The sequence below is a fragment of the Corynebacterium sp. MSK150 genome (genome assembly GCF_030229215.1).
Classification (GTDB): domain Bacteria; phylum Actinomycetota; class Actinomycetes; order Mycobacteriales; family Mycobacteriaceae; genus Corynebacterium.
Genome location: NZ_JASPHM010000011.1, coordinates 42,775 through 58,006, shown reverse-complemented (window position 1 = coordinate 58,006; position 15,232 = coordinate 42,775). Strand labels below are relative to the sequence as shown.

The window sequence follows — 15,232 nt, the reverse complement described above, 5'->3', positions numbered from 1 at the left end:
TACCGGGCAGGTGCTGGGCGCTTAGTTCTGAGCGCCCTGCTGGTTGGCCGACTGCTCGCCGCCGCTCAGGAGGTCATTGAGGAGGCCCTCAATGTCCACGTCGCTACCCTTATCCAGCTGGTCTTGTACCTCTGGTGGCAGCTCGGTCGGGATATCGGACGGCAGGTCATTCTGGAAGTCCGGCAGCTTCGGCAGATTATTGGAGTTCTCATCCTGCGTATCCGGCTCTTCGGTCTGGGTCACGGTGGTGGGAACTTCCGTGGTCAGCGTTTCCGTCACCGGCTGTGGGTCCGGCTTATCCGCCTCGTCCGCGGCATTGCGCCATAGGAAAAACAGGACCGCCGCGGCCAGTACTGCAAGTACCGCGATGGCTGCGAAGACGCCGGCCATGGCGCCACCGCCGCCGCCCTTCTTCTTGCGCTTTTCCGGCTGGTCCGGATCATAGTTCGACGGCACCGGCTCGTACTCGGGCTGCTGCGCGTACTGCTGGCCATATGCCTGCCCGGCCGGCTGCTGATAGTTCTGGCCGTAGCTTTGCTGCTGGCCGTAGCCCTGCTGATAGCCAGCGGCCGCATCGAATTGACGAGTCTCATTCTGCGGCTGCTGCTCGCCTGGGAAGTACTGCTTGGGGTGCTCGCGGCGCGCTTGGTCGCGGCTGGGGCCGGCGGCATTATCGGGCACACGGCCTATCTGGCGCGTGGCATCATCCGCCGGGCTGGACCAGCTGCGGGTTTCATTATTATCGCCATGAGGGCCTTTAGTAGTCATACCCTCTACCTCTACCCCATTTTGCTGTGAGATCCCAGAGAGGAATCCCACAGCTTACGGGCAGCTAAGGCTCGCCGCTTAGTGCGCTTGGCGTGCGCTCAAAGCACGGCCGGTGGCGGTATCCTCTGCGGCGACCTGCGCCGGGGTGGCATCCGCGATGATGCGGCCGCCATCTTCGCCAGCGCCCGGGCCCATCTCAATGATGCGGTCCGCATGCGCCATGACCGAAAGATCATGCTCGACGACGATTACCGTATGGCCCGCATCCGCCAGCTTGTGCAGCTCGGTATTGAGCAGGTCGATATCGGCTGGGTGCAGGCCCGTGGTGGGCTCGTCCAGCAGGTAGACCGTGTGGCCGCGACGCGAGTTGCGGGAGCGCTGCAGCTCCGTGGCCAGCTTGATGCGCTGGGCCTCGCCGCCAGACAGCTCCGGCGCGCCCTGGCCCAGGCGGAGGTAGCCCAGACCGACGGCCTGCAGCGTGGCGATGGCGCGGTAAATCTTTTCTTCCTCGGCAAAGACCTCCGCGGCCTCATCTACGGTGAGCTCCAAGATGTCCGCGATGGTGCGGCCCTGCCAGGTCACCTCCAAGGTCTCGTCGTTGAAGCGAGCGCCGTCGCACTCCGGGCAGGTGGTGTACGAGCCTGGCAAGAAGACCAGCTCCACCTCGATCTTGCCCGCGCCGCCGCAGGTGGGGCACTGGCCTTGCTTTACGTTGTAAGAAAAGCGCGAGACCGTCCACTTGCGCTGCTTGGCCTCGTCGGTGGAGGCGAAGAGCTTACGGACGTTATCGAAAAGCCCGGTATAGGTTGCCAGCGTGGAACGCGGGGTGCGGCCGATGGGCTTCTGGGTAATCTGCACGACGCGCTTTACTCGCTCAAAGCCCTCCGTGCTCTCCACGGACCAGCCCTTGTCCTCGGTCTCTTCCTCATCGGAAACAGCCGTGGCGGACTGTCGCAGCAGGCCAGCCAGCACCGTGCTGACCAGGGTGGACTTGCCCGAACCGGAGACACCGGCGACCGCTGTGAATTGGCCCAAGCCAAAGTCCACATCCAGGTTGTCGATGCTGCGTGCGTTAATGCCGCGCAGGGCAAGGTGGGAGGAGGGGGTGCGGGGGTCGTCGGCAAGCGCGAACGTGCGGTGAGCCAGCGCGTTGGCGGTAGGGGTATCCGCGTCGTAGTCTGCGACCGGGCCCGAATAAACGACGTTGCCGCCGCGCTCGCCTGCTAGCGGGCCGACGTCAACCAGCCAGTCCGCCTGCGCGACCAAATCCATGTCATGCTCCACCAAGAGCACGGAGTTGCCGGCCGCGATGAAACGGCGGCACATATCCATGACCGCGTCGCGCTCATCGGGGTGCAGGCCGGCCGAGGGCTCGTCGAGCACATAGGCCACGCCGAAGAGGCCAGAGCGCAGCTGCGCCGCCAAACGGATGCGCTGCATCTCGCCGCCGGACAGGCTTTGCGTCGGCCGATCCAGGCTGAGGTGAGCCAAGCCAAGTTCAAGCGCCGAGGTCAACGCGGGCAAAATCTGCCGCAGGAGCAAATCCTCGGCCGAATTCTCCTCCGGGTTCTGCTTGCTGAGCACCTCATGCACCCTATCCAGCGGCAGCGCGCCCAGCTCATCGATAGGCATGCCCGCATAGGTCACCTTCAGTGCGGCCGGGTTGAGGCGGCGGCCGCCACAGGTCTCGCACTCGCGGGATTCCATATAGGACAGGGTGCGCTTGCGTAGCGTATCCGATTGGGTCTCCGCCAGCGTCTTATTGAGATAGCTGGCCACCGAGCGCCACGTTCCCTCATAATTGCGCTGAATCTGGTCCTTGCCACGCAAAGGCTTGACCGTGACTACGGGGCGCTCGTCCGTGAAGAGGATCCAGTCGCGGTCTTCTTGCGGTAGGTCCTGCCAGGGCGAGTCTAGGTCATAGCCTAGGTTCATCAGGATGTCGTGGAAGTTCTTGCCGGCCCAGGCACCGGGCCATGCTTGGATGGCGCCTTCCTCGATAGAGAGGGTGGGATCCGGGACCATGGACTTCTCGGTGGGCTCGTGGACCACGCCCGTGCCGTGGCACTGCGGGCACATGCCCTCCGGGGTATTGGGCGAGAAGGAATCCGAGTACAGGCCCTCCGGGTTATCCCCGGCGCGCGAATAGAGCAGGCGCACGCTATTGGAGAGCGCGGACACGGTGCCCACCGTGGAGCGCGCACCGCCGCCGGAGGTGGATTGTTGCAGCGCGACCGTCGGCGGCAGGCCCTCTACCTGGCTAACCTGCGGATCGACGGCCGAACTAATGAGGCGTCGGGCGAAGGGCGCCACCGATTCGAGATAGCGGCGCTGGCCTTCGCCGTGAATCGTGCCGAATGCCAGCGAAGACTTGCCCGAACCAGACACACCCGTAACCGCAACGAGCTTGCCGCGGGGCATATCGACGTCGACGTTGCGCAGATTGTGCAGGTGGGCATCGCGGACCTTGATAGTAGACATGTCCCCTAGCGTACGCACAGGTGGCGGGTTGGGCAGCGAGAATTGACTGCTCCGGCGTGGAGGTTTCACCAGAGCTTGCTCTAGGCCCTAGTCAGCAAGGTGCGATTCAGAAAGGTGCGGCCAGCAGGCGCGCACGCGGTCGAACCACCAATCGCGGCGTTCAGCGGGGGCGGCGAGTGCAGCGAGACGGTCTGGGTCGGGGGCGAGGATATCGGCGGGAAGGTGGCCATCGATAAGCGGGCGCGGCGCGGTGACGTCTTCTTCAAAAAGGGAGCCGGTGGCAAGGCCGGCGGCAGCCGGGGTGACATCGATGTCCTCGTCGTCGTAGATGCGCGGGAGGGCGGCGACGGCCGCAAGGCCCATATTGATCCCAATGGAGGTATCGAGCGCGGAGGCCACCGTGATATCCATGTGGCGCTGGCGCAGGTGTTGGGCCACCTCGAGGACGCGGCGCACGCCGCCAAGCGGGGCGGGCTTGACCACGGCGACATCCGCGGCCTGCAATTCGGCGACGCGATAAGGGTCGGCGACCTTCCGGATGGATTCATCGGCGGCGACGCGCACAAAGAGGCCGGCGCGCATAAGGCGGCCACGGACCTGGGCAAGCTCCTCAGTGGTGGCGCAGGGCTGTTCCATATAGTCCAGCGGCATCATCATCTGCGCGGCCTCGACCGCTTCATCGACGCTCCAGCCGCCGTTCGCGTCCACGCGCAGGATGGGGATATCGCCGCGTTGGGTGACGGCGTCGCGGACGGCGCGGACGCGAGCGGCGTCGTCGGCAAGCGTGTGTCCCTTCTCCGCCACCTTGATTTTGAAGGTGCGGCAGCCGGGGTAGCGCTCCACCACGGCCGGGACCTCGCTGGCGGGTACGGCCGGAATGGTGGCGTTGACCTCGATGGAATCGCGGACCGGCTCCGGGAAGCCCTCGTAGGCGGCCTCGAGCCCGGCGCGTAGCCACGCAGCGGACTCGGCCGGGCCGTATTCCAGGAAGGGCGCAAACTCGCCCCAGCCGGCCGGACCCTCGATGAGCAGGGCCTCCCTGGTGGTAATGCCGCGGAAACGCACGGCGAGAGGGAGGGAGACTACGTGGGCGCGGTCGAGGACGTCATCGATATGCATGGCCTTCATGGTAGCGCTCGCCAGCCGTTGACCCCTCCCCCGCTCTGCGCTATTTTGGGGACCTATACCAATAAAGGAGGAATTATGCTGCTAGCTGAGGCATTGGCGGAGCGCGCGCAGGCGCAGGAGCGCCTCAATAGTCTGCACGAGCGGCTGCTGACCGTGGCCCGCGTGCAGGAGGGCGATACCCCGGATGAGGATCCGCAGGAGCTGCTGCGCGAGCTCGACGGCGTGGCCGGGCGCATCGATGAGCTGGTGCAGGCCATCAATGCGACGAATATCGCTACCGCCTTTGATGAGAAGATGAACCTAATGGAAGCCCTCGCGCTTCGCGACGGCCTCTTGCGCAAACGCCGCATCTACCACGACTTGGCGCAGCGGGCGGGCACTCGCTCGGATCGCTATTCCCGCACCGAGATTAAGTTTGTCTCCACCATCCCGGTGGCGGATCTGCGCAAGCGCGTCGACGATTTGTCTAAGCAGTACCGTGAGCTGGATACCCGCATCCAGCAGCTGAACTGGAATACCGAACTGAAAACCGGATAGTCATCTCGCGCGCTGCTTAAAGCGCGCGATGGTAGCCCACACACCTGCAGCGAGCAGGCCCCCACCCATGGAGGGGAAAATCCTGGGACCCTGGCCCCCTTTAGCGCTTTAAGGGGCGGGGAGTTCGAGTCTCCCCATGGCATGGAGTACCGCGCTGGTATGGCGTACACGGGTATTATGCGGGGCAACAACCTCGCAGTATCGCGTATTGATTATTACCGGCCTGCTGGGCAGTGTGTGGGTGAGGGTTGGGAATGGGGACTATTCTTCTTTTGCCACTAAGCTGGCCATCATGAGCGAGCAGAAAAAATACAGCACCGATAATCCGTTCCGCCCGGAATTGTGGCATGCCGTAGAAGGTTTTGAGGACCTGACGGATATCACCTACCACCGGCTCAACGGCGAGGGCCGCAAGAACGGCATCGTGCGCATCGCCTTCGACCGTCCAGAGGTGCGCAATGCGTTTCGCCCGCATACCGTAGATGAGCTCTACCGCGCCTTGGACCACGCCCGCCGCACGCCGGATGTGGGAACGATTTTGCTCACCGGCAATGGCCCCTCCGAAAAGGACGGCGGCTGGGCGTTTTGTTCTGGCGGCGACCAGCGCATTCGCGGCCGCTCCGGATACCGCTACGCCACCGAGCACGCCCACGATGACGCCACTGCGGATGAATCCACCGTGGACACCGCCCGCGAGAAGGTGGAGGGCGGCCGCCTGCATATCCTCGAAGTCCAGCGCCTTATCCGCACCATGCCCAAGGTGGTCATCGCCGTGGTCAATGGTTGGGCGGCCGGCGGCGGACACTCGCTGCACGTGGTCTGCGATATGACGGTCGCCTCCCGCCAAGAAGCACGCTTCAAGCAGACGGACGCGGACGTGGGATCCTTCGACGCCGGCTATGGCTCGGCGTACCTGGCCAAGATGGTGGGCCAGAAATTCGCCCGCGAAATCTTCTTCTTGGGCCGTACCTACGATGCCCAGCGCATGTACGAAATGGGCGCGGTCAATGAGGTCGCAGACCACGGCGAGCTCGAAGACGCCGCCATCCGCATGGGACAGGAGATCAACATGAAGTCCCCCACCGCCCAGCGCATGCTGAAGTTCGCCTTCAACCTCACCGATGATGGCCTGATGGGCCAGCAGGTCTTCGCCGGCGAGGCGACCCGCCTGGCGTACATGACCGACGAGGCCGTCGAGGGCAAAGAAGCATTCCTCGAAAAGCGCGACCCGCAGTGGGAGCAGTTCCCGTATTACTACTAGCCAGGAGTTAGCACGATGTGGATTTTCGCCATCGGCTTGGCCACACTTGCACTGGCGGGCGTCATCGTCTCGCGAGTGTGGATGCTCAAGCGTATCAAGGATGCGCAGGACAGCGGGGAGCGTCCCTTCGATCAGGAGGACACCCCGCGCAATCCATACATGTAGCGGAGTAAATGGCGTGGGACGCCCTCGGACCGGAGTGAGACATCTCAAGCAATTGTGGACATGCCCATAGTTAATACTTAAAGTGTCGAACATGAAACTCTGCAACTCATTCGTCATGCTCGCAGCACGCGTCACCCTGGGCGTAATTCTCATCGCCCAGGGCTGGCAAACGTTCTCCGAATGGACCGTCGCCGTCGCGGGCCTGATGCTCGCCGCCGGCCCCGGCATACGCTCCCTGGATCAGCTCCCCTTCAGCAAAAAGGCAAAAGTAGCCAAATAAGGCCACCGCTTCCTAGCCTCTCACTTCACTCATTGAAGTGAGAGGCATTTTTAAATTTTGGCAGCTTAAGGAAGAGATAGGACCACCTAAGTTCATTACGTTGAACAATCTAGTTCAAGGGTGCTAGTGTTTGTTGAGTTCACTTCTCCTAATACAAAGGAAGTTCATTATGAGCTCAAATCACAGCACCCCACGCCGGCCCCTACAGCGCATTCTCGCAGGCACCTGCGCCCTCGCACTCGGCGCCAGCCTCGCCGCTTGCAGCGCCTCGAAGGAATCCATCGACGCTGCAAAGCCGAAGGACGGCGACACCGTCAAGGCCGTGGCCACGACTACCCAGATCTGCGACTACCTCACCCAGGTAGCCGCCGGCGGCCTCAAGCTCCACAAGGTCGACTCCCAGGGTGCGGAGACCAACTCCGGCGAGGGCCCAGTGACCCTCGACCTCACCTGTTTGCTCGCCCCCAACGCCAGCGCCCACGAGCACGAGATGACCCCACAGCAGATGCAGGCGCTCTCCCAGGCCGACTACATGTTCGTCAACGGAGTCGACCTCGAGCACTTCCTCGACCAAGCCGTGGACTCCTCCGGCTTCCACGGCGTCATGGCCGTGACCTCGGGCGTCAAGAGCGAAGGTATGGGCGATGGCAACGGCAAGTACACCATCGACGAGGGCATCGAGCACGTGAGCCCGCGCCCGTGGCCTTTCCCGGGGGAGGACGGCGAGGCCCCAGAATTCAAGTACGACCCGCACGTGTGGACCTCCCCGAAGCAGGCCAAGATTCAGGTCGACAACATCGTCAACACGTTGTCCCAGGCCTCCCCGCAGGCCAAGGACGCCTTCACCGCCGCCGGCAAGAAGTACACCGACCAGTTGGAGGACCTCGACAAGTGGGCCAGCGATTCCATGTCCGCAGTTCCTGAGCAAGACCGCGTGCTCTTCTCTTCCCACGACGCCTTCGGCTACTTCTCAAACGCATACGGCGTGAAGTTCATCGGCTCCGCACTGTCTGACTTCAACAACCAGCAGGACGCCACCTCGCGCCACATCGACGAGCAGGCAAAGCAGATCCGCGAGTCCGGTGCCAAGGCCATCTTTGCGGAGAATTCCAACAGCTCGAAGTCCATCGAGGCCATCGCCCGCGCCGCAGGCGTCAAGGCGGTTACATCCGACGACGCTTTGTACGGCGACTCGCTAGGTGTGCCAGGCAGTGAGGGCGAGACCTACATCGGATCCATCGTCCACAACATCAACACCCTGGTCAGCGCCTGGGACTCCGAACAGCAACCGTTGCCGGAATCGCTGCAGGCATTCGACGTCGCCAAGCGCAAGTAGCTCTATATGTCTTCCCCATTAATCACTCTGCGCAATGCCACCTGCGGCTATGGCGCCCGGGATATCCTCACCGACGTTGATCTTGAGATCCGCGCGAGCGAGGCCGTGGCGCTCCTGGGGGCCAACGGCGCGGGCAAGTCTACGCTGCTCAAGGCAATCACTGGCCTGGCTGCCTTGCGCGGCATGGCCACCATCGACGCCTCGCTCGGCTACGTCCCGCAGTACCAAGACTCCGACCTGAGTTTTCCCGTCACGGCTTACAAGGTCGTGGAAATGGGCCTTTTGCCATCAGTGAGCTGGTGGCATAGGTGCACGAGCATGCGTAGCTATCGCGGCCATGTACTCAATGCCCTGCGACAAGTGGGGATGGAGCACCTCGCCGAGACGCGGTTTGGCCAGCTCTCGGGAGGGCAGCGCCAGCGCGTGCTCATCGCGCGCGCGTTGGTTTCGGCCCCGGAGCTGGTGCTTCTCGACGAACCCTTCAACGGGCTTGATCAAGAAAGCCGCCGAATCCTGATTCAGATCATTGCGGATCTCAAGGAAGCAGGAATCGCCCTGCTCGTCTCCACTCACGACCCCATCTTGGCGCAGCACACCTGCGACTGGGCGGCGTTTGTGCTCGACGGCAAGGTCCACACCATGGGAACCGAGGAAGCAGTGGAAACCTATATGGAGCAAGGTGCGCGACTGTAATGGAGCAGATTCTCTTCGCCCCGTACCTGCGCAATGCCTTCCTCTTCCTGCTGTGCCTATCGATTGTGGGGGCTGTCATTAGCGTCCTCGTTAATCTCCGCCGCATGGAATTTACGGTGGAAGCCCTCGTGCACTCGGTTTTTCCAGGCATCGTGGTAGGGCTCATCGTGGGCGGCATCCCGGGCATCGTGCCGGGTGCGGCCGCGGTGGCCACGGTGACGGTGCTGGTGCTGGCTTCTCTAGGTTCTGGGCGGCGCCAGTCAGCGCGGAAGCTGGATATAGAAGCCGGAACGGCCGTGGTGCTGACCTTCATGTACGGCATCGGCGTGGTCATCAGTTTGGCCTATGGCGACAAGTCCGGGCAGCTGGAGGCGCTCATGTTTGGCCGGCTTCTCGACGTCACGCAGTCCAGGCTGGCAACCTCCGTCACGCTCTGCGTGATTGCGGCACTGCTCATCCTGACAACCTGGCGCATGCAGATTCTCGTCGCTTTCGATACAGCAGCGGCCCGCGCCATGGGCGTCAACGTGGCGGCTTATGAGCTCATTGCGAATGTCGCGGTTGGCCTAATCGTGGTGGCGGCTAGCTCGGCAGTGGGTGTGTTGCTGGTTATCGGTTTTATTGTCATTCCAGGCCTCTCGGCGCGCTTGATCGCAGGATCCCCGCGCAGCATGTGCTTCTGGGCTGCGGGCTTGTCCACGCTGGCAGTGGTGGTGGGATTTGCCATCATGCTGTCCCAAACCGCGCACCAGATTTCGCCGCAGGCAATCGTCAGCTTGATGCTGGTTGTCACCGTGCCGCTAGCGGGCTTGAAGGGGGTATTTAGCTAATGGGACTGTCTCATCTTGATCCAGAGATCCTGCGGATGCCCCTCCTTGAGGCCATTGCTGTGGGATGTTTATCTGGCTTGGTTGGAACCTTGATGGTCATGGGCAAGCGCGTCTTTTTCGCCGAGAGCCTGTCGCACGGAATCTTCCCCGGCGCGGTGCTCGGCGTAGTGGTGGCCAACCTTCTGAGCTTGGATCTCTCCACGGGTTTGATGGTGGGCGCGGCACTGTTCTGCCTACCTTTGGCCTGGCTTATGCGGTGGTTGAGTACCGTCGAGGGCATTTCTTCGACCGCTGCCGCCGGCGTGACGCTCACCCTGGGATTTTCCCTGGGCATCTTGTTGCTGCGCTGGTTCCAACCGCTACCTATCCACGTGGATAGCTTTCTCGTGGGCTCGCTGACCACTGTCAATGCGCAGGATGTCTGGTTTGTCAGCGCCCTGGTGGTGGTCAGCCTTGGCGTGCTGGTAGCATTTCGCCGGACGTTGGTCTCCTTCTACTTCGACCAGACGTCCTTCCGCGCACAAGGTGGAAATCCCGGCTGCTATGACTTGCTTACCCTCACGCTTATCAGCGTGACCATGGTGGTGGTGATTCCCGCGGTGGGCACTATCTTGTCCCTGGCGCTGCTGGTAGCCCCGGCGGCGGCGTTGCAACCGTGGATCAAGCGCCCGACCCAGCTCATGCTCGGTGCCGGTATCGCGGGCATTGCGCTGGCATGCGGCGGGCTCTGGCTGGCGGCCGCACTCAGTTTGTCGGCGGGCGGCTGCATCGCGGTGCTGGCGGGTGTGTTCTATTTGCTCAGCATGGGGCTGCGGGCCTTGCTCTAAACGCCCGGCGCGCCGCCTCCCGGGACGAGCGATATGCCCGGGTAACCTGATTATTCGTGACTCATATCCTCGCCCCACTCCCAGTCGATCCCCGCAATCCCGCAGGAATTTTGGATGACCTCGAGAAGGCCATCGCTGGGCAGACCACGCTCTTACCCCTTCCCGCAGCGGACCGCACGCGGACGGAATTGCTGCGCAACCACATGCGCGCGGGCGAATCGATTGCTGAGGACATTGCTTTGGTGGTGTCCACCTCGGGTTCCACGGGCACACCGAAGGGGGCGCAGCTAAGCCCGCTTAACCTGGTGGCGAGTGCGGATGCCACCCATTCTTTCCTGGGTGGCCCCGGCCAATGGCTACTGGCCATGCCCGCCCACCACATCGCGGGCATCCAGGTGCTCGTGCGTTCGTTGGTGGCGGGTGTGGAGCCACTGTGCCTCGACCTGTCCCAAGGCTTTAACATCACCGAGTTCGCCCGCGCAGCAGAAGAACTCGCCCACACCGAGGACCGCATGTACACCGCGCTCACACCGATGCAGCTACACAAGGCACTCGATTCGCTGGACGGCATCCAAGCACTGCGCCGTTTCAACTCCATCCTGGTAGGTGGAGCAGCGCCACATCCCCAGCTATTGGAATCTGCGCGCAAGCTCGACATCACCGTGGTAACCACCTATGGCTCCTCGGAGACTGCGGGCGGTTGCGTCTACAACGGCACTCCCCTGCCCGGCACCGAGGTGCGCATCGGGGAAGATAACCGCATTTTCCTGGGCGGGCCGACCATTGCGCAGGGCTACCGCAATGTGGAATCGCGCGACTTCGTCGGTGGCTGGTTCGCAACTTCCGACGCCGGGGAGCTCGACGCCCACGGTCAACTCACCGTCACTGGACGTCTGGACAGCATCATCAACTCGGGCGGGTTGAAGTTGCACCCAGAACAACTGGAACAGCTCTTGTTGCAGGTACCGGGCGTCGACAGTGTATGCGTGGTGGGCATCCCTGATCCACGTCTTGGCCAGATGATCGCCGCAGCTTACACCGGCTGGGCCTCGCGCACCGACATCCTCGAAGCGCTCGATGACCTGCCTCGGTGGCAGATTCCGCGCGAGATTATCCGCATTGCTGAGATGCCGCTGACCGGCCCCGGCAAGGTGGACCGTCGTGGTGTCGCAGGGCTCTTTAAGAACTGATTAGACTTCGTTAGCGCGCACCGTCACGTCGGCGGCCGCGACTTCCGCAAGAGAGAACTCCTCGTCCCCTGCGTGCAGGTTGAGCAGGCCCGCAACGCGGGAATCGACTACGACCTCGACGCCCAGGCCGACGCCATGGCTGTCGAGGTAGCGCAACAGCTCGGTGTCTCCGTCGCATACCCGCTCGATGGTGACAGGGGTGTGAAGGGGGACGTCGTCAAGCGTGAGCGTGCCAAGGTCCTCGATGCTGCCCTGCGCGTCGGGGATGGGATCGCCGTGGGGATCGCGCTGAGGATGGCCCAGGTGCTGATCGAGTCGATCGATGAAGCGATCGGAGCATGCATGCTCGAGGAGATCGGCATCCTCGTGAACCTCGTCCCAGGTGTACCCCAGCTCTTTGACCAAGAAGGTCTCGAGGAGACGATGGCGGCGGACCATGCCCATGGCCAGTGCCTGACCCTCTGGGGTCAGCGAAACGCCAGCGTAGCGCTCATGCTCCACCAGCCCTTGGGCAACGAGACGCTTTACGGCTTCCGACGCCGTGGGCACCTTTTGGTTCAATCGCCCCGCCAGCTCCTTGAGCGCGATGGGCGCGCCGCCGGAGTGCTCGGAGAGGTCCCACAGGACTTTGAGGTAGTCCTGGGTACGTTCAGGGAGATCGCTTAAATGCATGACATTCATCGTAGTAAAGGCCTTGCCCCGCGAGCGATTCACATGATAACTTTAAGAAAGTTCAACGCATTGAACTTTTGTCACGGGTGTGGCCCACAGCCGTCCTTTCTTGGGTACGTACGACGCGCTTCCGCCATACCCGTGGCTTTTATATATCCGCCGTGTGCGTCCCTTGTGCACAGCATGCCCGCGGTGGCGTGGCACAATAACTGACATGTCACTTTCTGCCTATCCCGCAACTGCCAAAGACTGGCTCCAAGGCGCACGCCCGCACACGTGGGCTAATGCCTTCGCCCCAGTCATCGCTGGTACTGGTGCCGCAGCGGCTGCCGACGGCGCGCACTTCGGCCGCGCGCTTCTCGCCCTCGTGGTGGCGTGGGCGCTCATCATCGGTGTCAATTACGCCAACGATTACTCGGATGGCATCCGCGGCACCGACGACGACCGCACCGGTCCGCAGCGCCTCACCGGCGGCGGCCTGGCCCGCCCGCAGCACGTAAAGCTCGCAGCCTTTGCCGCCTTCGCCGTGGCTGGAATCGCCGGCATCGCGCTGTCCTTGGCGGCACATGCGTGGTGGCTCATCCTCGTCGGCGCGCTGTGCATCGCCGGCGCGTGGTTTTATACCGGCGGCAAGAACCCGTATGGCTACCGCGGGCTTGGCGAGGTCGCCGTCTTTATCTTCTTCGGTCTCGTCGCCGTGTTCGGTACGGAATTTACCCAGGCCGGCAGGCTGTCGTGGTCGGGCCTCGCACTGGCCGTGGGCATCGGCGCGATGAGCTCCGGCGTCAACCTGGTCAACAATATCCGCGATATTCCTTCCGACGCCGAGACCGGCAAGATTACCCTCGCCGTGCGCCTCGGCAACGAGAAGGCGCGCCTGCTCTTTACGGTGCTGCTCCTGCTGCCATTCCTGCTGACCATCGGCATCGCCTTCGGCAGCTGGCTCGCGGTCGCTGGCTTGGTCTACTTCCCCCTTGCGCTGCGCGCCATCCGCACCGTCAACCGCGGCGCCCAAGGCCCAGAGCTTATCCCAGTGCTCGGCCTGACCGGCCGCGCGATGCTGCTGTGGGCCGTTATCGAGGCCGCCGCACTCATCATCGTCTAGTCCTGGGCGGCGCGGCCTTCCAGCTCCGCCTGGACCCAACGCTTGTGGGCCTTGCGCTGGGCGGAGTACTCGGCCAGCGTCTGGGTGGCCTCGATGCGCCACTTTTTAAAGATCAGCATCGATAGCGGCAGCGCCACAAAGAGCGCCAGCAGCGCCGCGATGAGAACCGGGATGGGAAAGCCGATGGTGATGGCCAAAAGCTCAATCACCACGGTCAATGCGATAAATAGCACCACACGGGCGAGCCCGTACTTCCACAGCGCCGCGCGCGAACGGCGGCGCAGTTCTGGGTCCGGCTTGGGTGGCTCAGGGTTATGCGTCATGGGGGTTGATTGTACGCGGTGCAGGTAGAATCGCACGCATGGGCCGAATAATCCTCCTCCTACTCTTTGTCCTCGCCGCCTACCTCGTCTGGAAGGCCTTCGGGCCCTCGACATGGAAAAAGCGCGAGGTGGAACAACCCCGCGCTATCAAAGGCCCCGATGATGACGAGGAGTTCCTCTGGAAACTGGAAAAGGAGCGCTTCAAGCAGCGCCGCGCACAGGAGGCAGAAGAAGAAAAGCGCCGCCAGCGCCGCAAACGCGACGCCGACGGCGAGAAGGACTAGGTTTCCTTCGGCACGAAGCGCATCTCTAGGCCTAAGGCCTCAGCCACGGCGGTGATCTTTTCCCACCGCACGCCCGCACCACCGTGCTCGATGGTGTGGAGGGTGGAGCGGGAGATACCGGCGGCGTCGGCAAGCTGCTGCTGCAAAATTCCCAACTCGCGGCGGCGCTCGGCGAATTGGGCGCCAAGACCCAGAATCACCGCATTATCGCCGGCCGGCTTTCCCTGCTTATGGCGTGGGCTATTATGCTCCGCCATCTAGTTCAGCCCCGCATAGGAATGCAGGCCGGAGACGACCATATTGATAAAGAACAGGTTGAAGACCATCAGCGCCATCGCCATGACGTTGATCCACGGTGCCGCCTTGCGGAAGGCCGGCGTCGCACGCGCATGCAGGTAAGCGGCATACAGGATCCAGGTGGCAAAGGATACGGTCTCCTTCGGGTCCCAGCCCCAGAAGCGACCCCACGCGGACTCGGCCCAGATGGCGCCCAGGATGATACCCAAGCCCAAGGTCGGCAGGGTAATAACAGCCAGGCGGTAGGCCAGTTGGTCAATCTTCGCGGCCGAAGGCAGCGGGCGGGCCACCGCACCGAAGAAGCCATGCTCGGCATGCTTCGGTTGCGCCATACGGAACAGCGTCAGCAGCGAGACAATGCCGGAGATAATACCGATGGACGCGCCCAAAGAAACCACGGTGACGTGGATGGGCAGCCAGTGCGACTGCAGCGCCGGCACCACCGGGGCGGACTCGGCATAGAGCTTGGTGGAACCATAAAACATCAGCGCGAGGGTCGGGGTGAGCAGCCACGGCCACACGGTGCGCCATTCCTTGCGCTGCATGGCCATATTGCCCACCAGCAGCACACCGAAGCTCACCATCAGCACGTACTCGTACAGGTTGCCAAAGGGGAAGCGGCCGGTGGCCAGGCCGCGCAGCACGATCGCCGCGGCGTGCAACGCAATGCCCACCCACATCAGCGCGCTGGTCATGCCGCCGAGCTTATCGGCCTTGCGTTCCTTTTCCTTCAGCTCATCGGCCGTGATTCCGGAAGAAGACTGGGCAACCTCGCCGGCATAGCTCTGCTTGTCGACGCCCCCAGCGCCCGCCCCCACCAAGACCTTCGCGGCCTCAGACTTCACGGCGCGGCGGCCCTCGATGATGCCCTGCATGCGGCCGTAGTAAAACAGCGACAAAAAGAGCGCGACGCAGTACACCACAAAGGCGGTCTGCACCGCGATATCCGAGAAATTAGACAGATTCTGATCGATCTGCATGAATGCTCCTAGCCTTCACACGTGCGGGGTAAGTGCTGATTACCTTACTCAGCGAAACGGCCCAATCCAACTTTT

Annotated in this window: 18 protein-coding genes; 11 read left to right on the top strand and 7 right to left on the bottom strand. The window is 62.9% G+C overall.

All coding sequences use genetic code 11. The features are described 5' to 3' along the window. Positions 1-21 precede the first annotated feature (21 nt). From QP941_RS08210 to QP941_RS08200, 3 genes are all read right to left on the bottom strand, one after another. Positions 22-768 carry a hypothetical protein gene (locus QP941_RS08210; RefSeq protein WP_284868643.1) on the bottom strand — a complete coding sequence of 249 codons (747 nt, stop codon included), beginning with the start codon at positions 766-768 and terminating at the stop codon, positions 22-24. A 78-nt stretch (positions 769-846) separates the two neighbouring features. Further along, positions 847-3,249: an ATP-binding cassette domain-containing protein gene (locus tag QP941_RS08205; protein WP_284868642.1), complete on the bottom strand. Its 2,403-nt coding sequence runs from the start codon at positions 3,247-3,249 to the stop codon at positions 847-849. Between the two features lie 87 nt (positions 3,250-3,336). Further along, a complete protein-coding gene (locus tag QP941_RS08200) occupies positions 3,337-4,377 on the bottom strand; it encodes an o-succinylbenzoate synthase (RefSeq protein WP_502869204.1) in 1,041 nt (346 codons plus the stop codon). 75 nt (positions 4,378-4,452) lie between these two features. On the opposite strand from QP941_RS08200, the gene QP941_RS08195 reads away from it, so the two are divergent. From QP941_RS08195 to menE, 9 genes are all read left to right on the top strand, one after another. Further along, positions 4,453-4,914, top strand: a complete 462-nt coding sequence (locus QP941_RS08195) for a DIP1984 family protein (protein WP_284868640.1) — start codon at positions 4,453-4,455, stop codon at positions 4,912-4,914. 292 nt (positions 4,915-5,206) lie between these two features. Then, a complete protein-coding gene (locus tag QP941_RS08190) occupies positions 5,207-6,175 on the top strand; it encodes a 1,4-dihydroxy-2-naphthoyl-CoA synthase (protein WP_284868639.1) in 969 nt (322 codons plus the stop codon). A gap of 15 nt (positions 6,176-6,190) precedes the next feature. Then, the gene (locus QP941_RS08185) at positions 6,191-6,340 is read left to right on the top strand and encodes a hypothetical protein (RefSeq protein WP_005322953.1); all 150 of its coding nucleotides are present in this window, start codon (positions 6,191-6,193) and stop codon (positions 6,338-6,340) included. Between the two features lie 91 nt (positions 6,341-6,431). Beyond that, a complete protein-coding gene (locus QP941_RS08180; RefSeq protein ID WP_284868638.1) occupies positions 6,432-6,620 on the top strand; it encodes a hypothetical protein in 189 nt (62 codons plus the stop codon). Positions 6,621-6,789: 169 nt separating this feature from the next. Continuing rightward, complete coding sequence (locus tag QP941_RS08175; protein ID WP_049377867.1) at positions 6,790-7,956, top strand: metal ABC transporter substrate-binding protein; 1,167 nt, start codon at positions 6,790-6,792, stop codon at positions 7,954-7,956. A 6-nt stretch (positions 7,957-7,962) separates the two neighbouring features. Next, complete coding sequence (locus QP941_RS08170; protein ID WP_005322958.1) at positions 7,963-8,649, top strand: metal ABC transporter ATP-binding protein; 687 nt, start codon at positions 7,963-7,965, stop codon at positions 8,647-8,649. Beyond that, positions 8,649-9,479: a metal ABC transporter permease gene (locus QP941_RS08165; RefSeq protein WP_049377866.1), complete on the top strand. Its 831-nt coding sequence runs from the start codon at positions 8,649-8,651 to the stop codon at positions 9,477-9,479. Before QP941_RS08170 ends, QP941_RS08165 begins: the two co-directional genes overlap by 1 nt. Next, a complete protein-coding gene (locus QP941_RS08160; protein ID WP_005322960.1) occupies positions 9,479-10,306 on the top strand; it encodes a metal ABC transporter permease in 828 nt (275 codons plus the stop codon). Before QP941_RS08165 ends, QP941_RS08160 begins: the two co-directional genes overlap by 1 nt. Positions 10,307-10,362: 56 nt before the next feature. Next, entirely contained in the window at positions 10,363-11,496 is a 1,134-nt protein-coding gene (gene menE, locus QP941_RS08155) for an o-succinylbenzoate--CoA ligase (protein WP_005322961.1), read from the top strand. Here menE and QP941_RS08150 read toward each other — a convergent pair whose 3' ends face one another. Beyond that, positions 11,497-12,168 (bottom strand): metal-dependent transcriptional regulator, encoded by a 672-nt coding sequence (locus QP941_RS08150; RefSeq protein ID WP_502869203.1) that lies wholly within the window; start codon positions 12,166-12,168, stop codon positions 11,497-11,499. A gap of 214 nt (positions 12,169-12,382) precedes the next feature. Here QP941_RS08150 and QP941_RS08145 point away from each other — a divergent pair, with 214 nt between their 5' ends. Continuing rightward, positions 12,383-13,273, top strand: coding sequence for a 1,4-dihydroxy-2-naphthoate polyprenyltransferase (locus QP941_RS08145; protein WP_284766060.1), 891 nt, complete (start codon positions 12,383-12,385; stop codon positions 13,271-13,273). Here the strand turns inward: QP941_RS08145 and QP941_RS08140 are convergent. Next, positions 13,270-13,596 (bottom strand): DUF4229 domain-containing protein, encoded by a 327-nt coding sequence (locus QP941_RS08140; RefSeq protein WP_284766061.1) that lies wholly within the window; start codon positions 13,594-13,596, stop codon positions 13,270-13,272. The genes QP941_RS08145 and QP941_RS08140 overlap by 4 nt on opposite strands. A 38-nt stretch (positions 13,597-13,634) precedes the next feature. Between QP941_RS08140 and QP941_RS08135 the strand changes: the two genes are divergently transcribed. Beyond that, positions 13,635-13,880, top strand: coding sequence for a hypothetical protein (locus tag QP941_RS08135; RefSeq protein ID WP_179387346.1), 246 nt, complete (start codon positions 13,635-13,637; stop codon positions 13,878-13,880). Here QP941_RS08135 and QP941_RS08130 read toward each other — a convergent pair. Further along, positions 13,877-14,137 (bottom strand): helix-turn-helix domain-containing protein, encoded by a 261-nt coding sequence (locus QP941_RS08130; RefSeq protein ID WP_284868637.1) that lies wholly within the window; start codon positions 14,135-14,137, stop codon positions 13,877-13,879. The genes QP941_RS08135 and QP941_RS08130 overlap by 4 nt on opposite strands. Continuing rightward, positions 14,138-15,157, bottom strand: coding sequence for a c-type cytochrome biogenesis protein CcsB (ccsB, locus tag QP941_RS08125; RefSeq protein WP_179387345.1), 1,020 nt, complete (start codon positions 15,155-15,157; stop codon positions 14,138-14,140). Positions 15,158-15,232: the final 75 nt, after the last annotated feature.